The sequence below is a fragment of the uncultured Gordonia sp. genome (assembly GCF_937858515.1).
Classification (GTDB): domain Bacteria; phylum Actinomycetota; class Actinomycetes; order Mycobacteriales; family Mycobacteriaceae; genus Gordonia.
Genome location: NZ_CALLZT010000188.1, coordinates 24,452 through 46,524 on the forward strand (window position 1 = coordinate 24,452; position 22,073 = coordinate 46,524).

12 protein-coding genes and 1 tRNA gene are annotated in these 22,073 nt (G+C 67.5%); 7 read left to right on the forward strand and 6 right to left on the reverse strand.

The annotated features are described in order from the left end of the window. Positions 1-9: 9 nt before the first annotated feature. Entirely contained in the window at positions 10-1,851 is a 1,842-nt protein-coding gene (locus Q0627_RS18270; protein WP_291017488.1) for a hypothetical protein, read from the reverse strand. A gap of 268 nt (positions 1,852-2,119) precedes the next feature. Here Q0627_RS18270 and Q0627_RS18275 point away from each other — a divergent pair, with 268 nt between their 5' ends. Then, positions 2,120-3,616: a methyltransferase gene (locus Q0627_RS18275; RefSeq protein ID WP_291017486.1), complete on the forward strand. Its 1,497-nt coding sequence runs from the start codon at positions 2,120-2,122 to the stop codon at positions 3,614-3,616. 4 nt (positions 3,617-3,620) lie between these two features. Here Q0627_RS18275 and Q0627_RS18280 read toward each other — a convergent pair whose 3' ends face one another. Together Q0627_RS18280 and Q0627_RS18285 are read right to left on the reverse strand one after the other, a co-directional pair. Continuing rightward, positions 3,621-4,811, reverse strand: coding sequence for a PLP-dependent aspartate aminotransferase family protein (locus Q0627_RS18280; RefSeq protein ID WP_291017484.1), 1,191 nt, complete (start codon positions 4,809-4,811; stop codon positions 3,621-3,623). Between the two features lie 103 nt (positions 4,812-4,914). Beyond that, positions 4,915-6,699, reverse strand: coding sequence for a long-chain fatty acid--CoA ligase (locus Q0627_RS18285; RefSeq protein WP_298811822.1), 1,785 nt, complete (start codon positions 6,697-6,699; stop codon positions 4,915-4,917). A 231-nt stretch (positions 6,700-6,930) separates the two neighbouring features. Between Q0627_RS18285 and Q0627_RS18290 the strand changes: the two genes are divergently transcribed. Both Q0627_RS18290 and Q0627_RS18295 read left to right on the forward strand, forming a co-directional pair. Further along, positions 6,931-8,766: a DEAD/DEAH box helicase gene (locus Q0627_RS18290; RefSeq protein ID WP_291017479.1), complete on the forward strand. Its 1,836-nt coding sequence runs from the start codon at positions 6,931-6,933 to the stop codon at positions 8,764-8,766. Between the two features lie 192 nt (positions 8,767-8,958). Next, on the forward strand, positions 8,959-9,297 hold the full coding sequence (locus Q0627_RS18295) for a rhodanese-like domain-containing protein (RefSeq protein ID WP_291017476.1): 339 nt from the start codon (positions 8,959-8,961) through the stop codon (positions 9,295-9,297). 103 nt (positions 9,298-9,400) lie between these two features. On the opposite strand, the gene Q0627_RS18300 is transcribed toward Q0627_RS18295, so the two are convergent. Continuing rightward, a complete protein-coding gene (locus tag Q0627_RS18300) occupies positions 9,401-10,189 on the reverse strand; it encodes an NAD-dependent deacylase (RefSeq protein ID WP_291017473.1) in 789 nt (262 codons plus the stop codon). A gap of 505 nt (positions 10,190-10,694) precedes the next feature. Here Q0627_RS18300 and Q0627_RS18305 point away from each other — a divergent pair. Together Q0627_RS18305 and Q0627_RS18310 are read left to right on the forward strand one after the other, a co-directional pair. Further along, complete coding sequence (locus Q0627_RS18305; RefSeq protein WP_298811825.1) at positions 10,695-19,916, forward strand: type I polyketide synthase; 9,222 nt, start codon at positions 10,695-10,697, stop codon at positions 19,914-19,916. Then, entirely contained in the window at positions 19,913-20,317 is a 405-nt protein-coding gene (locus tag Q0627_RS18310) for a holo-ACP synthase (RefSeq protein ID WP_291016551.1), read from the forward strand. Before Q0627_RS18305 ends, Q0627_RS18310 begins: the two co-directional genes overlap by 4 nt. A 4-nt stretch (positions 20,318-20,321) precedes the next feature. On the opposite strand, the gene Q0627_RS18315 is transcribed toward Q0627_RS18310, so the two are convergent. Further along, the gene (locus tag Q0627_RS18315; RefSeq protein ID WP_298811827.1) at positions 20,322-20,951 is read right to left on the reverse strand and encodes a TetR/AcrR family transcriptional regulator; all 630 of its coding nucleotides are present in this window, start codon (positions 20,949-20,951) and stop codon (positions 20,322-20,324) included. 11 nt (positions 20,952-20,962) lie between these two features. Continuing rightward, on the reverse strand, positions 20,963-21,436 hold the full coding sequence (gene bcp, locus Q0627_RS18320; RefSeq protein ID WP_298811829.1) for a thioredoxin-dependent thiol peroxidase: 474 nt from the start codon (positions 21,434-21,436) through the stop codon (positions 20,963-20,965). Positions 21,437-21,622: 186 nt separating this feature from the next. Here bcp and Q0627_RS18325 point away from each other — a divergent pair, with 186 nt between their 5' ends. Continuing rightward, positions 21,623-21,841 carry a DUF3618 domain-containing protein gene (locus Q0627_RS18325; RefSeq protein WP_291020451.1) on the forward strand — a complete coding sequence of 73 codons (219 nt, stop codon included), beginning with the start codon at positions 21,623-21,625 and terminating at the stop codon, positions 21,839-21,841. An 85-nt stretch (positions 21,842-21,926) separates the two neighbouring features. Beyond that, positions 21,927-21,999 (forward strand) — tRNA-Lys (locus Q0627_RS18330). The last annotated feature ends 74 nt before the right edge of the window (positions 22,000-22,073 follow it).

Below are 22,073 nucleotides of genomic sequence, written 5' to 3' on the forward strand. Positions count from 1 at the left end.
TTTGGAAGATCAGGGGTGAACCCACGGCGGCAGGGCGTCGTCGGGGTCGGCCTTCTTCTCCGGTGCGGTGGTCTTCGGGGTGGCGGTTGCGGTGGGCGTGGACTCGCCCGCATCCGAAGCCGGGGCGAGCTTCTTGGTGGTGGTTGCGCTCGCCTTCCTGGTGGTTCCGGTGCGCTCGGCGGCGGCCTTCTCCTTGTTCTCGGCGATGTTCTCGGCGGCCTCGTCCTTGCGCTTGTGCGCCTCGGCGCCCAGGCCCGAACCGGTGGTGTCGTCGTCGGTGAAGCACATCGAACGGACCACATTGTGGTAGGTGGTGATGCCGTAGGTCAGCGGTAGCGTGAGGACCGTCGAGATCATTCGCACCGGGTTGAACTCGTTGACTCCCGGAATGAGCTGGACGGGTGCGAGCGCGGGGATTCCGGCGTACTGCCCGATGGTGCGGAACAGCCACACCGACAGTGCATAGGTGTAATAGACGCCGGTGATCGACTTGGTGACTGTCAGTTTCGACAGCGGGATCTGATGAAGCAGGTTCTTACCCTCACCGGCATTGCCGGCCAGACCCAGGATCACATCGAGGGGTGCGCCACCGAGGAACGGGATGAAGCCGCCGAGGCTGGATACGGCCCGCTGACCGCCGTCGAAGTCGTCCTTGTCCCTCGGGATCAGGTTGGCCGGAACGTATGTCGAACGCAGGACACCCATGATCTGGCGGCCCTGGGCGGCGACACGATTGCGTGCTGCGGCGTTGGGTGCGGCCTCCTTGGCCTGGCGGATGGTGCGTTCGGTGATCTCACCCAGTGTGTTGGCCCCGACAGGCTTGCAGGTGTTCTTGTCGGCGAGAGCTAGCTGGTTCGCTGTGCTCTTGATGATCGCGGGGATCGGGATGTTATACCGGATGTGTTCGTGGGCCTTGCCCGCATTCTCCTTCTGCTCCTCGGTGACGCGCGCGACGCACTGGTTGAGCAACGCGGTGGCGGTCTGGGAGTAGAGGATGGTCAGGGCTGACTGCCCGCCTGCGAAGAAGATGCCGACGAGGGTGTTGTAGTTCAGGAACGACCCCAGGATGCCGGTGATCTGGGCCGGCAGCGGCAGATATGCGGCAGGGCTCGAATTCTGGTTGATGTCCGTGAACTCGGGAGCCATGCCCAGCGCGAAATTGATCGGGGCAAGAATACCGGTGAAGAAGTACAGCCACGCCGTCTCCACGGCCTGGGACAGAGTGATGTTGGCGACCGGGATGGCTTCGTTCTGCTTGCCGTCCCGGATCTTGAGCAGCTGATTGACGATGTAGGTCGAATGCGGCGACTTGTACTTGTCCGCCGGGTCCTGCGTGTCGGCGCCGAGGGCGCGCGGATCATCGCTCAGCGACAGCGTCGAGACGGTGACGTTCCTGAGGCTGCGCTGCAGCCCCTTCTGGTGCTGCTTGACGGCAGCCTGGGCGGCCGGCGGGAGCGACGGGAGCAGCGACTCGTAGATGGAGTCGAAGACCACGCTGAGGGTGGTGAACTCGCTGCTGACGCAGGTGGTGTCCTCGTTCCGGGTCTCGGCGCTCTGACGCAGCATCGGCCGCTGCTGTTTGGCGATGCGTGCCTGCCGCTGTTCGTAGGTCTCCGTGCGTGGGTTGTAGCGCTGGGGCCTCTTCTTGGCGTACGGCGAGACCAGCGGCGCTGCAGAGGCCGACGGGGCGGGGGTGATACCCGCGTTGTTGGTGACAGTGTTGCTCGTGGCGGGTGAATCACTGATGGGTGCGGCGGCACCGTTGGCGGTCGCCGTTGCCGCTGCCAGGCTCGCGAGCGTGACGACGGCCGTCGTCCGCACCACGTTGCGCTTGGTTCTACCAGTGTTCACGACACGCGCTGACTGCACAGTTGCGCCCTACGCTTTCCATCGATTTGCCCTGACCCCGAGGACCCGGGGCGCCTATTTCAAATCGGACGTTAGCATACCCTGAGTAAATCCCAAGACTGCCCGATAAAGTGGCATAGGTAACACTTACATCAGGTGTTGCTCATGGTGAACGAAGTTGCCGATGATGTCTGTTACGTCCGAATCTGCACCCTGCGCGATCGGTACCCGTGACCGTTGGCCGCCGGCACCGCGTCCGATACTGATTGTCATGCACCCACTGCACGATATCGCCCTCATCGACGCCCTCGGCGCGGACCTGCGTTCGGCCGGCTACACCGGACCCGGGGTGGCCGCGTTCCTGGGTGAGGACGCCGAGGAAGCCCTGGGCCGGGGGATCTGGTGGCCCGCCCTCCACGCCACGAAGCAGGCCGGTCCGTCGCGATTGGGCACACTCGTCCGATTACTGCTGCTCGCGTGTGACGAATCCGTGCGCGAGGTCGCCGAGGCGCTGCCGGGCTGCCTCATCGATGACCTCGTCGCCAATGAGGTGATCACCGTCGACGGCCTGACCGCCCGCGCCGCGCTCGACATCCGCCCGCACGCCGACGACAACCGCGACTACCTCGTCGTCTCCGATCTCGACGCCGCCACCCGTACCGGGCCGGTGCTTCGCGACCACGTGCTCGGAATCGGCGGTGCGTCGATGTCGTTGGCCCGGGCGGTCATTCGTGAACCTGTCGCCAGCGCACTGGATCTGGGCACGGGCTGCGGAATCCAGGCACTGCACATGGACTCGCACTGTGAGCGCATCGTCGCCACCGACACCAATCCGCGGGCCCTCGCACTGGCCGCGGCCACCGCCCGGCTCTGCGGCATGTCGTGGGATCTGCGCGCCGGCAGCCTGTTCGAGCCGGTGGCGGGCGAGCGGTTCGACCTGATCGTCTCCAATCCGCCGTTCGTGGTGGGTTCGGGCGGACAGGACTACATCTACCGGGACTCCGGTATGGCAGGCGACCGCGTGTGCGAACGGCTCATCGGTGAGGTCGCCGACCACCTCAACCCCGGCGGCACCGCGCAGATCCTCGCCAATTGGATTGTCCGCGAAGGCGAACCGTGGGATACCCGGGTGCGGGGCTGGCTGGCCCGCACCGGCCTGGACGCCTGGGTGGTCCAACGTGAGCTCGCCGACCCCATCAGCTATGTCTCGCTGTGGCTTTCGGACGCCGGTGAGAACCCGGGCGACCTCATGCGCCGGGGTGCGGACTGGCTCGACTGGTTCCGCCGCGAACAGATCGCGGGAATCGGCATGGGGCTCATCACTCTTCGCGCGCACCGTGCGGGCGAGACACGTGAACCCGACCAGGTCGTCGAGGAGATCACCGCCGCCGGTGAGGAGGTCACCGGTTACGAGGCCAAAGCCTTTCTGGACCGCCGTGCCTATCTGCGTGACACCTCCGACGAACACCTGCTGGCCGCGCGGCTGTCGACCGCGCCGGTCATCTTCGAACAGCAGTCGTTGCCCGGGGACGACGGCTGGCAGCAGGTAGGGGCGTCGGTGCGGCGCCCCGGCGGACCGGCCGCGGTCCTGGGCGTCGACGAGGTGTCGGCGGCGCTGCTCGCAGGATGTCGCGGCGTGGTACCGCTCGGCACCCTCATCGAGTTGCTCGCGGGATTCCACGGTGTCGACACCGATGCGCTCGCCGAGGCCGCCCTGCCCGTCATCCGCGAGGCCATCGGCAGGGGCATCCTCTACGAGGCGAGGTAGCCGTTCAGGCGAATGTCTTGTCCAGCGCCTGGCGGAGGTCGGCGGCCAGGTCGTCGGCTTCCTCCAGGCCGACCGAGAAGCGTAGGTGGCCGTATTCGCGGAAGCCCTGGGGGTAGGCGGCGACCCGTGGGCCGTCCGTGCCGACGTGCACGATCAGCGACTCGTCGTGGCCGAGTGACACGGCCGAGGTGATCACCGTCAGATGGGAGACGAAGCGGTTCTGTGTCGCCGGATCGCCGCGCAACGCGAAGGCCATCATGGCGCCGAACCCTCGTCCGCCCAATTGCCTTGCGGCAAGACCGTGTTGGGGGTGGGACTCCAGTCCCGGATAGGCGACGAAGGCGATCCGCTCATCGGCGGCCAGCAGCCGCGCCAGCGTCATCGCGGTGGCCTGATGCTGAGCCAGGCGCAGCGGCAACGTGATCGACCCGCGGCAGATCAGCCATGCGTTGAACGGTGAGATCACCCCGCCCACATCGACCATCGCCTCGGCCTTGACCCTGCCGACCAACGCGGCCGCGCCGATCACCGCGCCGCCCATCGCATCGCCGTGCCCGTTGATGTACTTGGTCAGTGAATGGATCACCAGATCGGCACCGTCTGCCAGCGGCCGGTACAGCGGTGGCGGGGTGAACGTCGAGTCGATCACCAGCAGTGCGCCCGCGTCGTGGGCGATGCGGGCCAGCGCCGCCACATCGGCGACCTTGGTGGTGGGATTGGCGATGACCTCGGCGGTGATCATCCGGGTGGCCGGCCGGATCGCGGCCCGCACCGCGTCGAGATCGGTGACGTCGACGAACGTCGCCTCGATCCCGTACTTGCGGGGCAGCAGCTGTGTCCAGAGCTTCCACGTGGCCTCGTAGGTGGTGTCGGAGACCACTATGTGGTCGCCGGTCGCGAGAAAGGTGAAGTACACCGCGTGCAGCGCGGCGACGCCCGACGCCAGCGCCAGTGCGTCTTCACCGCGCTCCATCAGGGCCAGTTTGCGTTGCAGCGCAACCTGATTGGCGCCGGTGTTGCGCGTGTAGATGAGGTGATCGGGGTCGGACCAGTCGAGCTTCTCCGGCTCCGGCGGCAGATGGTACGAGTTGGCCATCGTGATCGGGGTCCGGATCGACGGCCCGGCGGTGTCGTTGCCGCCGTGGACACTGAGGGTCATATCGCCGAATCCGCTGTCCCCGTGCTGCGCGCTCATGGCGTCGACGCTACGACATCGGTAACAACCGGGACGGTTCAGGTAGGAACGCACCAAGCCCTCCGAACCTCGAGAGGTCCGGAGGGCTTGGTGGCTGTGGGATCTACGTGTACAGGTCGGCGATGGCCTTCTTATAGGAGTCGTGGATCACGTTGCGCTTGAGCTTGAGCGTGGGCGTCAGTTCACCGGTCTCGATGGTGAAGTCGGTGTCGAGCACCGCGAACTTCTTGATCGCCTCGGCCTTGGACACGGTCTTGTTGGCCGCGTCGACCGCCTCCTGGAGCTCGGCGAGGATGTCGGCATTGGTGGCCAGCGTGCTCAGCGGGGTGTCGGCCGGAAGGTCGTGGCGTTCGAGCCACCCGGGGACGACCTCCTGATCGAGGGTGATCAGAGCCGCGATGAACGGCTTCTTGTCGCCCACCACCAGGCACTGGCTCACCAGCGGATGCGCCCGGATGGTGTCCTCGAGCTGGGCGGGGGAGACGTTCTTGCCACCGGCGGTGACGATGATCTCCTTCTTGCGGCCGGTGATGTACAGGAAGCCGTCGTCGAGCTTGCCGATGTCACCGGTGTAGAACCAGCCGTCCTGGATCGAGTCGGCGGTGGCCTTCTCGTTCTGCCAGTAGCCACCGAACACCATCGGGCCCTTGAGCAGGATCTCGCCGTCGTCGGCGATGGCCACCTCAGAGCCCGGTACCGGCCGGCCCACCGAACCGATGCGCTGGTCGTCGGCACTGTTGGCCAGGATGCCGGCGCTGGTCTCGGTGAGGCCGTACGCCTCGTACACCGGGATGCCGACGCCGCGGAAGAAGTGGCCCAGGCGATCGCCGAGCGGTGCGCCGCCGGACACCGCGCCGATGCAGTTGCCGCCCAGTGCAGCGCGGAGTTTGCCGTAGACGAGCTTGTCGAACACGGCGTGCTTGCTCTTGAGCACGAATCCCGGGCCGCCGGCGTCAAGGGCCTTGCTGTACTCGACGGCCGTGGCCGACGCCTTCTCGAAGATGCCGCCCTTGCCGCCGTCGTAGGCCTTCTGCTTGGCCGAGTTGTAGACCTTCTCGAACACACGCGGCACCGACAGCACGTAGTGCGGCTTGTACTTGTCGAGATGGGCGACCAGGTTGGGGATATCGCTGGTGTGTCCGAGGACCACCTTGTTCTCGATGCAGCCGACCTCGATGGCGCGGGCGAAGACGTGCGCCAGCGGCAGGAACAGCAGCGTCGTGTTGCCCTCGACGAGACCCGGGCCCACCGCGCTCGTGCATGCGGCGCTCTCGGCCAGCAGGTTGGCGTGGGTGAGCGCGACACCCTTGGGCCGGCCGGTGGTGCCGGAGGTGTAGATCAGGGTTGCCGCGTCCGATGCCACGGTGTTGGCGTGGCGGGTGTCGAGTTCGGCGTTGTCGACGGCGGCGCCCCGCTCGGTGAGCGTCGCGATGGCACCCTCGTCGATGACCAGGGTTTCGGTGAGGGCCGGAGCGGCCGCGATCACTTCCTGATGCTGTGAGCGGTGCTTGGGTAGCTCGACGATCAGCAGCCGCGTCGCCGAATCCTCCAGGATCCACTGGACCTGATCGGGTGAGGAAGTGTCGTAGATGGCGACGGTGACGCCGCCCGCACGCCAGATGGCGTAGTCGATGACGGTCCACTCGTAACGGGTGGAGGACAGCAGCGCCACCCGGTCGCCCGGGTTGATGCCGGAGGCGACGATGCCCTTGGCCACGGCGTCCACCTCGTCGGCGAAGGTTTTGGCGCTCACGTCGACCCAGGTGTCGCCGGACAGTTTGCGCAGCAGCGTCGCATTCGGGGTTTTCGCGCGGTGGCGCAGCACCGCGTCCACGGTCGTGGCCTTCGCGTCGACCGTGAAGTTCGACGGGGTGGAGTACTGATCCATAATTCTCCTTGTTTGCGGCCGCGCAGATGCACGGCCAAACGGGGTACGGCCAAACGGGCATTTCAGGCACAGCTGGGCGCGCATGCCGCTCTGCATCCGCGTTGAATGGCACAGAGCCTAGCAGCAGGCCGGTGACACCCATCACATGAGTTCGGGCAATCGCGGCCCTTCGATTCTTCTGGACCGTCCGCGGCGCACTAGAGTAATAGCGATGAACGAGACTGGCCAGCGATGACACCCACATCCGAATCCGAATCGACGTCCGCAGAGACGTCCACCGAGCGATCGACCGACCACGCCGACGAGACCGGCTCCACCGGTTTCGGTGGTCTGGGTATCGATGATCGTGTGCTCGAGGCCATCTCCGATGTGGGCTACGAGTCGCCGTCGCCGATCCAGGCGGCAACCATCCCGATCCTCATGTCCGGCCGCGACGTGGTGGGTCTGGCGCAGACCGGTACCGGCAAGACCGCGGCCTTCGCCATTCCGATCCTGTCGCGTCTTGACGCCTCCGCCCGCAAGCCGCAGGCGTTGATCCTCGCGCCGACACGTGAGCTCGCCCTGCAGGTGGCCGAGGCGTTCGGCAAATATTCGGCGCATCTGCCCAAGGTGAAGGTGCTGCCGATCTACGGCGGGCAGAGTTACGTCGTTCAGCTCAACGGTCTCAAGCGCGGTGCGCAGGTCATCGTCGGCACCCCCGGACGTGTAATCGACCATCTCGATCGCGGCACCCTCGACATCTCCGAGCTCGAGTTCCTCGTGCTCGACGAGGCCGACGAGATGCTCACGATGGGCTTTGCCGAGGACGTCGAACGCATCCTCGCCGACACCCCGGACTCCAAGCAGGTCGCGCTGTTCTCGGCGACCATGCCGCGGGCCATCGCCAGGCTGGCGCAGCAGTATCTCAAGGATCCGAAGGAGATCACGGTCAAGGCCAAGACCGCGACCGCCTCGAACATTACGCAGCGCTATCTGCAGGTCTCACACCAGCGCAAACTCGACGCCCTGACCCGATTCCTCGAGGTCGAGCAATTCGACGCGATGATCGTGTTCGTACGGACGAAACAGGCCACCGAGGAATTGGCCGAGAAGCTACGCTCGCGCGGATTCTCGGCGGTCGCGATCAACGGCGACCTGGCGCAGGCACAGCGCGAGCGGACCATCAACCAGCTCAAGAACGGCACCATCGACATCCTGGTGGCCACCGACGTGGCGGCCCGCGGTCTCGACGTCGACCGGATATCGCACGTGGTCAACTTCGACATCCCGCACGACACCGAGTCGTATGTGCACCGGATCGGCCGTACCGGTCGTGCCGGGCGCTCGGGCAATGCGTTGCTGTTCGTCTCGCCGCGGGAACGGCACCTGCTGCGGGCCATCGAGAAGGCCACCCGGTCCACGCTCACCGAGATCGGGCTGCCCAGCGTCGAGGATGTCAATGCCCAGCGCGTGGCCAAGTTCGCCGAGTCGATCACCGAGAACCTCGGCTCCGACCATCTCGACATGTTCCGCAAGCTGATCGAGGACTACGCGCGCGACAACGATGTGACGATGGCCGACATCGCGGCCGCGCTGGCGCTCGAAACCCGTGACGGCGGTTTCCTCATGGCGCCGGATCCGCCGCAACGTGAGCGCGGCGAACGCGGGGAGCGGGGCGAGCGGCCCGAGCGCCGCGAACGCGCACCCCGGCGACCCGGGGCCAATTTCGCCACTTACCGGATCGCGGTCGGCCGTGTCCATCGTGTGTCTCCCGGCGCGATCGTCGGGGCCATCGCCAACGAGGGCGGCCTCACCCGGGGTGATTTTGGTAACATTTCCATCCGCGACGACTTCAGTCTCGTCGAGCTTCCCGACGATCTCGACGCGGAAACGCTGGCCGCTTTGCGGCACACCCGGATCGGTAAGAACCCCATCGATATTCGGCGCGACCAGGGTCCCCCGAGGGCCCGGGGCGGGGCCAAACGCGCAGGCCAAGGTGCCCGAGGGTACAGCCGCGAGGGTGGCAGGCGCGGCGACTCGTGGGGCAAGCGGGGCAACCCGAAGGTGGCCGGCCGCCCGCGGGGGTGATCCGGGCAGTGGGGGATCTCACATTCGACCATTGGTTCAGTGAGCGGAAACTTGCTTGTCACGCTTGGTAAATCGGCGCGTAGCATTTCTTCTCGGTAACGGTTTGCAACGGAGCGCCGAACTACCGGGAAGAGTCGGCAGCGGCGCCGGCGCCACGCGAGCAGACGAAACAAGAAGCGGGTGAGGTCACCAGTGTCAGTGGTGAATGCGATTTCAGCCAAAGAAGCAGTCGAACACAGTCAACACGGTGACGCGGTCATCGTTGACGCGCGTCCTCAGGTGATGCGGCATCAGGGCAGCGTGCCCGGCGCGGTCGTCGTCGAGCCGTCCGATGTCAAGGCAGTGTTCAACCACACACCGTCGGGCCGGTTTCCGGTGATCCCCGATCACGACCGCGAGATCGCGGTGGTGTCGGTGCGTTCACAGGCGCCGGTGATCGCCGAGCAGATCGCCGACATGGGTTACACCAACGTGCATTACATCGACGGCGGCTACCGGGCGCTGTCGAATGTGACCGGCGAAGGGCACTGACATAGCCGGACGCCACCGGCGTCCGAACGAGAAACGAGGCGTGAGCCGACATTCCTGTCGGCTCACGCCTCGTTTCGTATTCGACGCCGGGCGATCGTGGCGACTATTCTCCGAGCGCGTCGAGTAGGGCGGGCAGGCCCACTGCCGCCGAAGTGCGAACGGACCGGGTGACATACGGGCTCAATGCAGACTCATCGATGTTGAACTCGATCACAGGAGTTCCGGCCGCAAGTGCCCGCTCGGGCAATTCCGCTGCGGGATAGACGATTCCACTGGTTCCGATGACCAGGACGAGGTCGCTGCCGCTGATTGCGTGTTCGGCGCGCTGCCACGCGCCGCGCGGCAGCGCCTCGCCGAACCAGACGACTCCAGGGCGCACCGGCGACTGGCATTCGCGACACGACGGCGGGTCGATGCGGGGTGGCTCGGTGTACGAGGTGATGTCGAAGCCGTCGGGCAGCCGGGTACCCGTTCCGTGATAGGGCGCCGAGCATCCCGAGCAGCGTGGTTCGAACAGGCTGCCGTGCAGGTGGCTGATCACGTTGCTGCCCGCGCGTTCGTGGAGGTCATCGACGTTCTGCGTCACCACCATGACGGTGCGGTGATCGGCGAGTGCGGTGATCGCGCGATGGCCTGGGTTGGGTTGGGCATCACCGACGAGCTTCATCCGCCACAGGTACCAGCCCCACACGAGCGCGGGGTCGTTGTCCCAGGCGTCGACAGTTGCCAGCGCCGCGGGGTCGTAGCGTTCCCACAGTCCCGTCTGGGCGTCCCGGAAAGTAGGGACACCACTTTCGGCGGACATCCCTGCGCCGGAGAACACGGTGATCGAATGGGCTTGGCGGACAAGGTCGACGACGTCACCGGGCAGGGTGACGGGGGTGGTTGGCATGTCGAGAAGAGTACGGGGCGCCTACGACAGGAGCTAACCATTTCCGCCCGCCGAGCAGCTCAGTGAACAGGCTCACATAACGATTTCATAACGGTATTGGGCGCGACTGATGGGCAGGGTGTCGTTCGGGGTTTGTGCAGGTGGCGGGGCTGATTGCGGCCGGAGCCCGTTCCGTACATCGGCAGATGGAAAGTTACCCGTGGGGATACCCGTCGGTATACCCGCGGGTCGCCCCAAAACATGAGGAATCCCTCACTTTCGTGTGTCATGATGAGTGCCACGTTCCTCGGTGATGCATCGTGACCGATTCAGGGTCGGTTGTGAAAAGCGTTGCAGCACTGAAGTGTTCGTTGTTTCCGGCCGCGCGCAGGACGATCTCGCGCTGCCGTGTACAGCCACCCCGCGACGAAGCCACGAGGCGATGACGCGTGCCCGAACGTCCGATCACCCCGAATGTCCGATCACCCCGAACGTCTGATCACACAGCCCCGAATGAGGAGAACCCGTGACCGTCGATCACATCCGCACCGGCCAGCTGGGAACCGCCAGTGGTTCCCGACCCTCCGGCACACTGACGGACCGGATCGCCGCCGGTGAACCGTATGCGATCAGTTTCGGTGGACAGGGTGCGCCGTGGCTGCCCACGCTCGCCGAACTGGTCGTCGACGCCGACCTCGAGTACCGGATCGGCAAGTACGTCGACGCCGCCGAACGGTTGATCGCACCCGTGGCCGGCAAGTTGGCGATCGCCCGGCCCGACGGCTTCCACCCGCTCACCTGGGTCCGTGCACACGACGCCGGCGATGAGGTACCCACCGACATCGCGCTTGCGGATGCGACTCTGTCGGTTCCCGGTGTTCTGCTTGCGCAACTCGCCGCCATCGACGCGCTCGCCAAACAGGGTCTCGACACCACCGCCATCCCGCCGACATCGGTGGTCGGGCACTCTCAGGGGGTGCTGGCCACCGAGGCGATCGCCAACGACGGTGCCGGAGTGGGCGCGGGTGTGCTGCTGGCCCTGGCACAGTTGATCGGCGCGGCGGGGACCATCGTCGCCCGCCGGCGCGGACTGGCCGCCACCTCCGACGGCACTCCGATGATGGCGATCGGCAACGCCACCCCCGAACGTGTCGACGCGATCCTCGCCGACTATCGCGCGGGCCTCGGGGACCGTGATCTGGGAACCGAGCCGGTTGTCGCCATCCGTAACGGCCGCACCGCCGTCATCGTCGCCGGCGCACCGCGCCATCTCAAAGCCCTGCGGGCACGCTGCGAGCAGATCGCCGCCGCCGAGGCCGACCGGCGCAAGCGCAAGCTCACCGGCGGCGCGCCGTTCACGCCCAAGTTCGACGACCTCGCCGTCTCGCTGGCGTTCCATCACCCGTCGCTGGCCGAGGCCGTCGAGATGGTGGCGCAGTGGGCCGACGACTGCGGTATCGACCGCGCGATGGCCGGTCGCCTGGCCGCCGACGTTCTGGTCAACCACGTGGACTGGGTGTCGATCATCGACGAGGTGGTCGCGGGCGGCTCTCGCTGGATCCTGGATTTCGGTCCCTCGGACTTGGCGACGCGCCTGACGTCGGGTCTGGTCCGTGGCCGGGGCGTCGGCCTGGTCCCGGCCGCGCTGCGTGTGGGGCAGCGAAACCTGTTCAGCCCCGGTGGAATTCCCGAGGTGGCGGCGCCCTGGTCGCAGTTCGATCCGATCCTGGTGGAACTGCCCGACGGCCGTACCGTGGTGGAGACCGCATTCACCCGGCTGACCGGACGTTCACCGATGCTGCTCGCCGGTATGACACCCACGACCGTCGACCCCGCGATCGTCGCCGCAGCCGCCAACGCCGGACACTGGGCCGAGCTCGCCGGCGGTGGTCAGGTCACCGAGGAGATCTTCGCCCACAACATCGCCACCCTCACCGATCTGCTGGAGCCGGGTCGCGAGGCGCAGTTCAACGCCCTGTTCCTCGACCCGTACCTGTGGAAGCTGCAGCTCGGCGGCAAGCGCATCGTGCAGAAGGCACGCGCCCAGGGCGCACCGCTCGACGGTGTGATCGTGTCCGCCGGCATCCCCGAACTCGACGACGCCGTCGCGCTCGTCGACGAGTTCGTCGAGGCGGGTCTGCGGTATGTCGCGTTCAAGCCGGGCACCGTCGAGCAGATCCGCGCCGTCGTGCGGATCGCCGCCGAGGTCCCGAATCATCCGATCATTGTGCAGATCGAGGGTGGCCGCGCCGGCGGGCACCATTCGTGGGAGGACCTCGACGACCTGCTGCTGGCCACCTACGGCGAGTTGCGCGCCCGCCCGAACGTGGTGATCTGCGTCGGCGGTGGCATCGGCACACCCGAGCGGGCCGCCGAATACCTGACCGGCGTGTGGTCGGAGAACCTGGGCTATCCCAAGATGCCGCTCGACGGCATCCTCATCGGCACCGCCGCGATGGCCACCAAGGAGGCCACCACCGCCCCCGAGGTCAAGCAACTGCTCGTCGACACCGTCGGCTGCGACGAATGGATCGGCGCCGGACACGCCACCGCGGGCATGGCCTCCGGGCGCAGCCAGCTCGGCGCCGACATCCACGAGGTCGACAACGCCGCGTCCCGCTGCGGACGCCTGCTCGACGACGTCGCCGGCGATGCCGATGCCGTCGCCGACCGTCGCGAGGAGATCATCGAGGCTCTCTCGCACACGGCCAAGCCCTACTTCGGCGATGTCGCCGGGATGACCTACCGCGAGTGGCTCGAGCGCTACGCCACCCTCGCCGTGGGGGACGGCCGCTCCGACCAGCTGCCGTGGGCCGACATCACCTGGCAGACCCGGTTCGCCGACATGCTCCAGCGCACCGAGGCCCGGATGGCTCCCGCCGACCGCGGCGAGGTACCCACCATGTTCGGCGCGGTGTCGAGCACCGACGACCCACATGCCGCGCTCGATGTACTGATCAGCGTGTACCCGGCCGCCGAGGCCGACATCCTGCACCCGGCCGACGTCGCCTTCTTCTTCGAGCTGTGCCGCACCCCCGGCAAGCCCGTCAACTTCGTGCCCGTCATCGACAAGGACGTGCGCCGCTGGTGGCGTAGCGATTCGCTGTGGCAGGCCCACGACGCCCGCTACTCGGCCGACGAGGTGTGCATCATCCCCGGCCCCGTCGCCGTCGCGGGTATCACCCGCGTCGACGAGCCCGTCGGGGAACTGCTCGACCGATTTGAGGCTCAGGTGACCGCCGAGCTGGCCGCGGCCGGTGGCCAGCCGATCCCGGTCGACGGCCGCAAGCGTGCTGGGGTCATCTCCGGCGAGGGCGCCGTCGCCGCGATCCTGGAGGCCGACGACGTCGAGTGGGCCGGACGTATCGTGCCCAACCCGGCCACCGTGATCGGCGATCGTGGCCGCTGGGTGGTCGTCGACCCCGACCGTGCTGAACACGCACCTACCGGGGCCGTCCTGGAACGCGCGGGAAGTGGCCGCTTCGATCTCGTCGTGCCCGTCTCCGGCACCACCATCCGCATCCCGCTGCATGCCACCGAGGCGATCACCGACGGTGGCAACCCGCTGATCGGCGCCGACGACGCGTCGTCGGCGATGACCGCGATCCTGACCGTCGCCGCCGGTGGCAGCCTGGCCGATGTCGAGGCGGGCGTGAGCACCACGACTTTCGCCTGGAACCCGGACTCGGTCGCCGACCATGCCGCGGTCACCGGCTACACCCTGCCTGCGAATCTCACCCCCACCACCCCGATCCAGCCGTTCGGTTTCGCCGTGCCCGACACCCTCGTCGGCGCGTGCTGGCCGTCGGTGTTCAGTGTGATCGGTGCGGCCCGCACCGACGCCGGTGAGCCGGTGGTCGAAGGGCTGCTCGACCTGGTGCACCTCGACCATGCGATCGAGCTCACCGGCCAGATCCCCACCACCGCTGCCGATCTGGTGGTGACGGCGGCCCTCGGCGGCGTGTACGACGCCGAGGTCGGTCGCGTCATCGAGGTGAGCGTCGACATCACCGACGGCGGTGCGCCTGTCGCGCACCTGGCTGAACGCTTCGCGGTCCGTGGCCGTCTGGGCTCAGCCGAACTCGCCGATCCGGTCCGCGCCGGCGGTGCCGCCGACACCGAACAGCAGGCCACCCGCAAGCTGCTGCGTCAGGCCACCATCACCGCGCCCGGTCACATGGGCGGATTCGCTGCGGTCTCCGGCGACCGCAACCCCATCCACACCGACGCCATCGCGGCCCGGCTCGCCGGGCTCGGCGACCCGATCGTGCACGGCATGTGGCTCTCGGCCGCCGCGCAGCAGGTGGTCACCGCCACCGACGTCAAGAACCCGGTCCCGTCGCCGCGGCCGCTGCTCGGCTGGACTGCCCGCTACCTGGGCATGGTCCGCACCGGCGACAGCATCGCCATCCGCGTCGACCGCGTCGGCCTCGATGCCGGCCGGGAGGTCGTCGAGGTCAGTGCCAAGGTGGGCGACAACCTGGTGATGAGCGCGACCGGTCTGCTCGCCGCACCGCGCACCGTGTACGCCTTCCCCGGCCAGGGCATCCAGTCCAAGGGGATGGGTCTGGACGCCCGATCCCGGTCCAAGGCCGCACGCGAGGTGTGGGACCGCGCCGACAAGCACACCCGCGCCGCGCTGGGCTTCTCGATCCTGGCCGTCGTCCGCGACAACCCGACCACGCTCGTGGCCGGTGGCACCACCTACAACCATCCCGACGGCGTGCTGTACCTGACGCAGTTCACCCAGGTTGCGATGGCCACGCTCGGTGTCGCACAGATCGCCGAACTCAAGGAATCCGGCGGCTTCGTCGGCGGTGCCATCACCTGCGGCCATTCGGTCGGCGAGTACAATGCCCTCGCCGCCTGCGCCGGAGTGCTCCCGCTCGAAGCGGTACTGGAGGTGGTGTTCCAGCGTGGTGAGGCGATGCACCATTTGGTTCCGCGAGACGACAAGGGCCGTAGCGACTACCGCATGGCCGCCATCCGTCCCAGCCAATTCGGTCTCGCCGATGCCGAGGTGACCGCATTCGTGGACGATATGTCCGCGCAGACCGGTGAATTCCTTGAGGTGGTCAACCTCAACCTGCTCGGCTCGCAGTACGCGATCGCCGGCACCGTGCGGGGCCTGGAAAGTCTCGAAGCCGAAATCGACCGCCGTCGTGCGGAATTCGGTGGCAAGCGGTCGTTCATTCTGGTGCCCGGCATCGATGTGCCGTTCCATTCGACGGTGTTGCGTGCCGGCGTGCCGGAATTCCGTACCAAGCTCGACGATCTGCTGCCCGCCCACATCGATCCGGAAATCCTTGTCGGGCACTACATCCCGAATCTGGTGCCGCGGTTGTTCTCCCTCGAGCGAGTGTTCATCGAGGAGATCGCCGATCTGGTGCCGTCCGTACCCCTCGATGACGTCCTCGCCGACTGGGACAGCTGGGCCGACCGACCGGGTGAACTGGTGCGCGTCGTGCTCATCGAACTCCTCGCGTGGCAGTTCGCCAGTCCGGTCCGCTGGATCGAGACCCAGGAACTGCTCTTCGCCCCGCGTGAGCGTGACGGTCTAGGCACCCAGCGGTTCGTCGAGATCGGTGTGAAGAGTGCACCCACCCTCGCCGGCCTGGCCAATAACACGCTCAAGCTCGATGACTACGCGTCGGCGACCGCCGAGGTGCTCAACCTCGAACGTGACACCTCCGTTATCCTGGCGCAGGACGCCGGCGTCGAACCCGAAGAGGACGAGCCCGTCGAGGCGGTTGCCGAAAGTGCGCCGCAGGCAACCGAATCCGCTGCCGTCCCCGTGGCTGCCCCGGCCCCGGCCGCGGTGTCGAGCGGCCCACGGCCCGAAGACATCTCGTTCGGTCCCGCCGACGCGGTCAAGGCCGTCATCGCGATGTGGACCAAGATGGGCGTCGACCAGATCGGCGCCGCCGACACCATCGAGGCGCTGTGCGACGGCGTGTCCTCACGACGCAATCAGCTGCTCCTGGACATCGGCGGCGAACTGGGCCTGGGCGCCATCGACGGTGCCGCTGAAGCCGACATGGTGGCGCTGTCGTCGACGGTGCAGACCCTTGCCCGCGGTTACCGGCCGCTCGGTCCCGTGCTCACCGACGCCGTTGCCGAACAGATCCGCAAGGTGATGGGGCCGCTGGGTAAGCGTCAGTCCTACATCACAGACCGGGTGGAGAAGGTGTGGCAGCTCGGCCCCGGCTGGGGACTGCACACCGTCGTCGCCCTGGCGATGGGCACCCGCGAAGGTGCCAGCGTCCGCGGCGGTGACCTCGGTGCCCTGCTCGACGGCGCACTGGCCAACGCCGACGCGCTCGACGCGCTGATCGACCGTGCCGTCACCGCCGTCGGAGCCGACAAGGGCATCGCCGTGAGCAAACCCGCCTCCGAATCCGGTGGCGGCGGCACGGTCGACGCCGCGGCGCTCGGCGAGTTCGCCGAACAGATCACCGGCCGCTCCGGTGTGCTGGCGGCCGCCGCACAGACGGTGCTGGTCAAGCTGGGCCTGACGGACACCGAGGGCACGCCGGCGGTCGAGGAGAACCCGGACGCGGCCATCGCCGCGCTGGTGAGCGCCGAACTCGGCTCCGACTGGGCGCGCACCGTCGCACCGGCCTTCGATGAGCAGAAGGTGGTCCTGGTCGACGACCGCTGGGCCACCAGCCGCGAGGACCTGGTGCGGTTGTGGCTCACCGACGCCGCCGACCTCGACACCGACATCGCCGGCCGGTTCGCCGGCGCCGGTGAGGTCGTCGCCGAACACGCCGCCTGGTGGCAGCAGAAGGCGCAGGCGGCCGGCAACGAGCCGCTCGCGCAGGTGTACGCACAGATCGCCGAGGCCGCCCGCGAGCAGGCCGACGGTGAGTACGCCGACCAGATCGCCGTCGTCACCGGCGCCAGCAAGGGTTCGATCGCTGCGGCCGTCGTCGGCGGGCTGCTGGCCGGTGGTGCCACGGTCGTGGCCACCACGTCCCGGCTGGACTCCGACCGGCTCGGCTTCTACAAGGAGCTGTACCGCACCCACGCCCGCTGCGGCGCGGCCCTGTGGGTGGCACCGGCCAACATGGCCTCCTACACCGACGTCGACCACCTGGTGTCGTGGATCGGTTCGGAGCAGACCGAAAACCTCGGCAGCACAACCGCTGTCGTCAAACCGACACTCAAGCCGACGATGCTGTTCCCGTTCGCCGCGCCGCGCGTGGCCGGTGACCTCACCGACGCAGGCGCCCGCGCCGAGCTGGAGATGAAGGTGCTGCTGTGGTCGGTTGAGCGGCTGATCGCCGGCCTGTCCGACATCCACGCCGACCACGATCTCGCGGCCCGGCTGCACGTGGTGCTGCCCGGCTCTCCCAACCGCGGCATGTTCGGCGGTGACGGCGCCTACGGCGAGGCCAAGGCCGCGCTCGACGCGGTGGTGGCGCGCTGGAACGTCGAGGACTCCTGGAAGCGCCGGACCACCCTGGCCCACGCCCTCATCGGGTGGGTCCGCGGCACCGGTCTGATGGGTCACAACGATCCGCTGGTGGATGCCGTCGAAGAGGCCGGTGTGCGTACCTGGAGCACCGCAGAGATGGCCGCCAACCTGCTCAGTGTGTGCACCCCGGAACAGCGGGCGCAGGCCGCCGAGGCCCCTGTGGTCGCCGACTTCACCGGCGGTCTCGACCCGGACGCCATCGACCTCAAGGCGCTGGCCGCCGCGGCACAGGAAGAGGCCGCCGCCGAGCCTGTCGCCGAAGTGGCCGAAGCCGAGACCGACACCGTCGCGGCCCTGCCCGCCCCGGCCCGGGCCCGTGCGTCGATGCGTCCGGAGTGGGCGCCGATCGACGCCACGCCCGAGGACCTCGTGGTGATCGTCGGTGCCGGCGAAGTCGGCCCATACGGATCGGCGCGCACCCGCTTCGAGATGGAGGTCGACGAAAAGCTCTCGGCCGCAGGTGTTCTCGAACTGGCCTGGAACACCGGACTGATCCACTGGGACACCGCACCCAAACCCGGCTGGTATGACACCGCTTCCGGTGATCCGGTGCCGGAGTCGGAGATCGCCGACCGCTATCACGACGAGGTCGTCGAACGCTGTGGCATCCGCCGCTACGCCGACGACGGCGCGATGGTGGACAACACCTCGCCGCTGCTCACCTCTGTGTTCCTCGACGAGGACCTCACCTTCTCGGTCGGTTCGGAGGCCGAGGCACGCGCCTTCGCCGCCACCGCCCCCGACAAGACCCGCGTCACCTTCGACGCCGAGTCCGGCGAATGGCAGGTCACCCGCCTGGCCGGCACCGAGATCCGGGTGCCGCGACAGTTCGAGCTCAGCCGCAGCGTCGGTGGCCAGATCCCGACGGGTTTCGACCCGACCCGCTGGGGCGTGACCCCCGACATGGTCGAATCCATCGACCGGGTCGCGCTGTGGAACCTCGTCGCCACCGTCGACGCATTCCTGTCGTCGGGCTTCACGCCCGCCGAACTGATGCGGTGGGTGCACCCGGGCCTGGTGGCCAACACCCAGGGCACCGGCATGGGCGGTATGACCTCGATGCGGGAGTTGTACATCAACACCCTGCTCGGTGAGGCCAAGGCCAACGACATCCTGCAAGAGGCACTGCCGAATATCGTTGCCGCACATGTGGTGCAGTCCTACATCGGCAGCTACGGCGCGATGATCCACCCGGTCGCCGCGTGTGCCACCGCCGCAGTGTCGGTGGAGGAAGGTGTCGACAAGATCCGGCTCGGCAAGGCACTGTTCGCCGTCGCCGGCGGTTTCGACGACCTCGGCATCGAGGGGATCGTCGGGTTCGGTGACATGTCGGCCACCGCCGAATCGGCCAAGATGGCCGCACGCGGCATCGACGAACGTCGCTACTCCCGCGCCAACGACCGGCGCCGCGGCGGGTTCGTCGAATCGCAGGGCGGCGGAACGATTCTGCTGGCCCGCGGCGACGTGGCCGCGCAGATGGGACTGCCGGTCCTCGGTGTGGTGGCGTGGGCGCAGAGCTTCGGCGACGGCGTGCACACCTCCATCCCGGCACCAGGACTCGGCGCGCTCGGCGCGGCCCGCGGCGGGCTCACCTCGCCGCTGGCCGGTGCGCTGGCCACCCTCGGGGTAAGCGCCGACGAGGTGGCGGTGATCTCCAAACACGACACCTCCACCCGCGCAAACGATCCCAACGAGTCCGAACTGCACGAACGGCTCGCCTCGGCGATCGGCCGCAGCGAGGGCGCACCGCTGTTCGTGGTGTCGCAGAAGTCGTTGACCGGTCACGCCAAGGGCGGCGCGGCGGCCTTCCAGCTGATCGGGCTGTGCCAGGTGCTGCGTGACGGGGTGATCCCGCCCAACCGCAGCCTCGACTGCGTCGACGAGAAGATGGCCGACTACCCGCACCTGGTGTGGGCGCGCGACACCCTGCACCTCGGTGAGCGTTTCCCGCTCAAGGCAGGTCTGCTCACCAGCCTCGGCTTCGGTCACGTGTCCGGGCTCGTCGCGGTGGTCCATCCGGAAGCCTTTGTGGCGACACTGGATCCGGCCGTCGCCGACGACTACCGCGAGCGGGCCGCCGAGCGTGAGCGCCTGGGCAACCAGCGTCTGCTGGAAGCGATGTGCGGTGGCGAAGCCGCCTACACGCGCCCGTCGGGCCGTCGTTTCGACGCCGACCACGACGAGCACGACGCCGAATCCGCACTGCTGCTCGATGATTCGGCACGCCTGGGTGCATCGGGCGAGTACGGCGTAGGGTCGGTGCGATGAGCGTATTGGGCGTGGGGATCGACATCGTGTCGGTCCCCGGCTTCAAGGAGCAACTCGCGCAGGCCGGCACCACCTTCGGTGACCGCTTCACCACACGGGAGCGTCGTGATGCCGGCGTCGGAACCGGCGATGACGCATTGCATCTCGCCGCCCGGTGGGCCGCCAAGGAGGCGGTGATCAAGGCGTGGTCGGTGAGCCGCTACGGCCGCAAACCGCTGCTGCCGGTGATCCGGCACAGCGACATCGAGGTGGTCACCGACAACTGGGGCCGCCCCGCCATCCGGCTCGGCGGTGAGATCGCGGACCTGTTGCGCGACACCGTCGTCCACGTCTCACTCACCCACGACGGCGACACCGCCGCCGCCGTCGCCATCCTGGAGGATGCGCCGTCGCAAGGCTGACCGGTCAGCTACCTTCTGCGACGGACTCTTCCAGCAGCAGGTAGCCGGCCAGCATCCGTTTGAGTTCGGCGACGATCTCCTCGTGCTGCGTCACATCCTGCACCGACAGGCTCAGCAGCGAGTAGGTGGTGTGCACCAGCACCTGCGACATCATCTCGCGACGGCCCCGCTGCGACGGCGTGAGCGGTGCCAGTGCGCGGGCCACGAGCTCGGCGAGCAGACGTTCGTTCTGGGTGGCGGTCAGTCGCGTCGACGGCGTCGACTGCACCGCCAGCCACACCGCGCGGCGCGACGGATCGTTACGCCACAGTGCGGCGAGGTGATCTAGAAACTTCTCCAGCAGATGCGGCCATTCGAGCGAGGGCACCCCGCCGGCGAACGCGGCCAGCTCCTCACGGACGGCGACCGTGTCCTGCCGGTCGAGCTCGCAGACGATTACGTACTTGTTGGCGAAGTACTGATACAGCGTGCCGATCGGTACCTCGGCGCGGACGGCGATCTCCTCGCATGTCAGCGACTCGACGCCGACCTCGATCAGCAGTTCGCGGGCGGCGCCGAGCATCGCCTGAAACTTGCGTTTGCTGCGTTCCTGGGTGGGGCGTTTGCGGGGAACGAGCAGCTCGGTGTCCGGCATTCCGCTACGGGTCAGACCGACAGATCGCGCCGCAGTTTGGCGACGTGACCGGTGGCACGCACGTTGTACTGGGCGACCTCGACGGTGCCCTTCTCATCGATGAGGAATGTCGAGCGGATCACACCGTTGACTACCTTGCCGTACATCTTCTTCTCGCCGAATGCACCCCACTCGGTGAGGACCTTCTTCTCGGGGTCGCTGAGCAGCGGGAACGTCAGCTCGTCACGTTCAACGAACTTGGCGAGCTTGGCCGGTTTGTCGGGGGAGATGCCGATCACCGCGATACCGGCGTCGTTCAGCTCGGCGAGATTGTCGCGGAAGTCGCACGCCTGCTTCGTGCAGCCCGGGGTCATCGCGGCGGGGTAGAAGTAGATGATCACCTTGCGTCCGGCATAGTCGGACAACGAGACCGGGTTCTCCCCAGCGTCGAGAAGGGTGAAGGCGGGCGCCCTGTCACCGGGCGCCAACCGCGTCGTTTCAGCCATACAGGCAGGCTAGTGCATGCGCCGCGCGACACGTGCGAGCATACGATCGGGCCGTGTCCGGCGCGTAGCTCATCGCGAGGCGACCGATACCGTAGTCTGCAATGTGACCTGATCAGTGCACCGTGACCGGTGACCGTGACCAGTGACTATGACCGATGACTGCACTAGCGGCGCCTGGAGGATGACGTGGCCGATACCGAACGCATTGAGCAAGAGATCGCGGCGGCTCGCGAGGACCTGGCCAAGACCCTCGACGCCCTCGCGGTGCGCGCCAACCCGCAGCGCCTTGCCGACGACGCCAAGTCCCGGGTGATCGCCGCCCTCAACTCCCCGGCCGTCAAGTACACCCTCATCGGCGCCGGCGTCGTGGTCACCGTCGTGGTCGTGAAGAAGGTCGTCACCTAGCTTCAGAATGGGTGAAACCGCAGGTCAGCGATACGATTTCACTTTTTCGCAAGCCTCCATGTAAGGTTTCATCTCGCAAGGCCGAGCGCCATTAGCTCAATTGGCAGAGCAGCTGACTCTTAATCAGCGGGTTCGGGGTTCGAGTCCCTGATGGCGCACCGAGGATAGCCCCTCACCTGGACAAACAGGTGAGGGGCTATCTCGTTGGCGGGGTCGACCCACGGCTTACCCA

What these genes read in the sequence shown, in the direction of transcription:
- Q0627_RS18275 (WP_291017486.1), top strand. Translation starts at nt 2,120, where the DNA reads ATGCACCCACTGCACGATATCGCCCTCATCGACGCCCTCGGCGCGGAC.
- Q0627_RS18280 (WP_291017484.1), bottom strand. Translation starts at nt 4,811, where the DNA reads ATGAGCGCGCAGCACGGGGACAGCGGATTCGGCGATATGACCCTCAGT.
- Q0627_RS18285 (WP_298811822.1), bottom strand. Translation starts at nt 6,699, where the DNA reads ATGGATCAGTACTCCACCCCGTCGAACTTCACGGTCGACGCGAAGGCC.
- Q0627_RS18290 (WP_291017479.1), top strand. Translation starts at nt 6,931, where the DNA reads ATGACACCCACATCCGAATCCGAATCGACGTCCGCAGAGACGTCCACC.
- Q0627_RS18300 (WP_291017473.1), bottom strand. Translation starts at nt 10,189, where the DNA reads ATGCCAACCACCCCCGTCACCCTGCCCGGTGACGTCGTCGACCTTGTC.
- Q0627_RS18310 (WP_291016551.1), top strand. Translation starts at nt 19,913, where the DNA reads ATGAGCGTATTGGGCGTGGGGATCGACATCGTGTCGGTCCCCGGCTTC.
- Q0627_RS18315 (WP_298811827.1), bottom strand. Translation starts at nt 20,951, where the DNA reads ATGCCGGACACCGAGCTGCTCGTTCCCCGCAAACGCCCCACCCAGGAA.
- bcp (WP_298811829.1), bottom strand. Translation starts at nt 21,436, where the DNA reads ATGGCTGAAACGACGCGGTTGGCGCCCGGTGACAGGGCGCCCGCCTTC.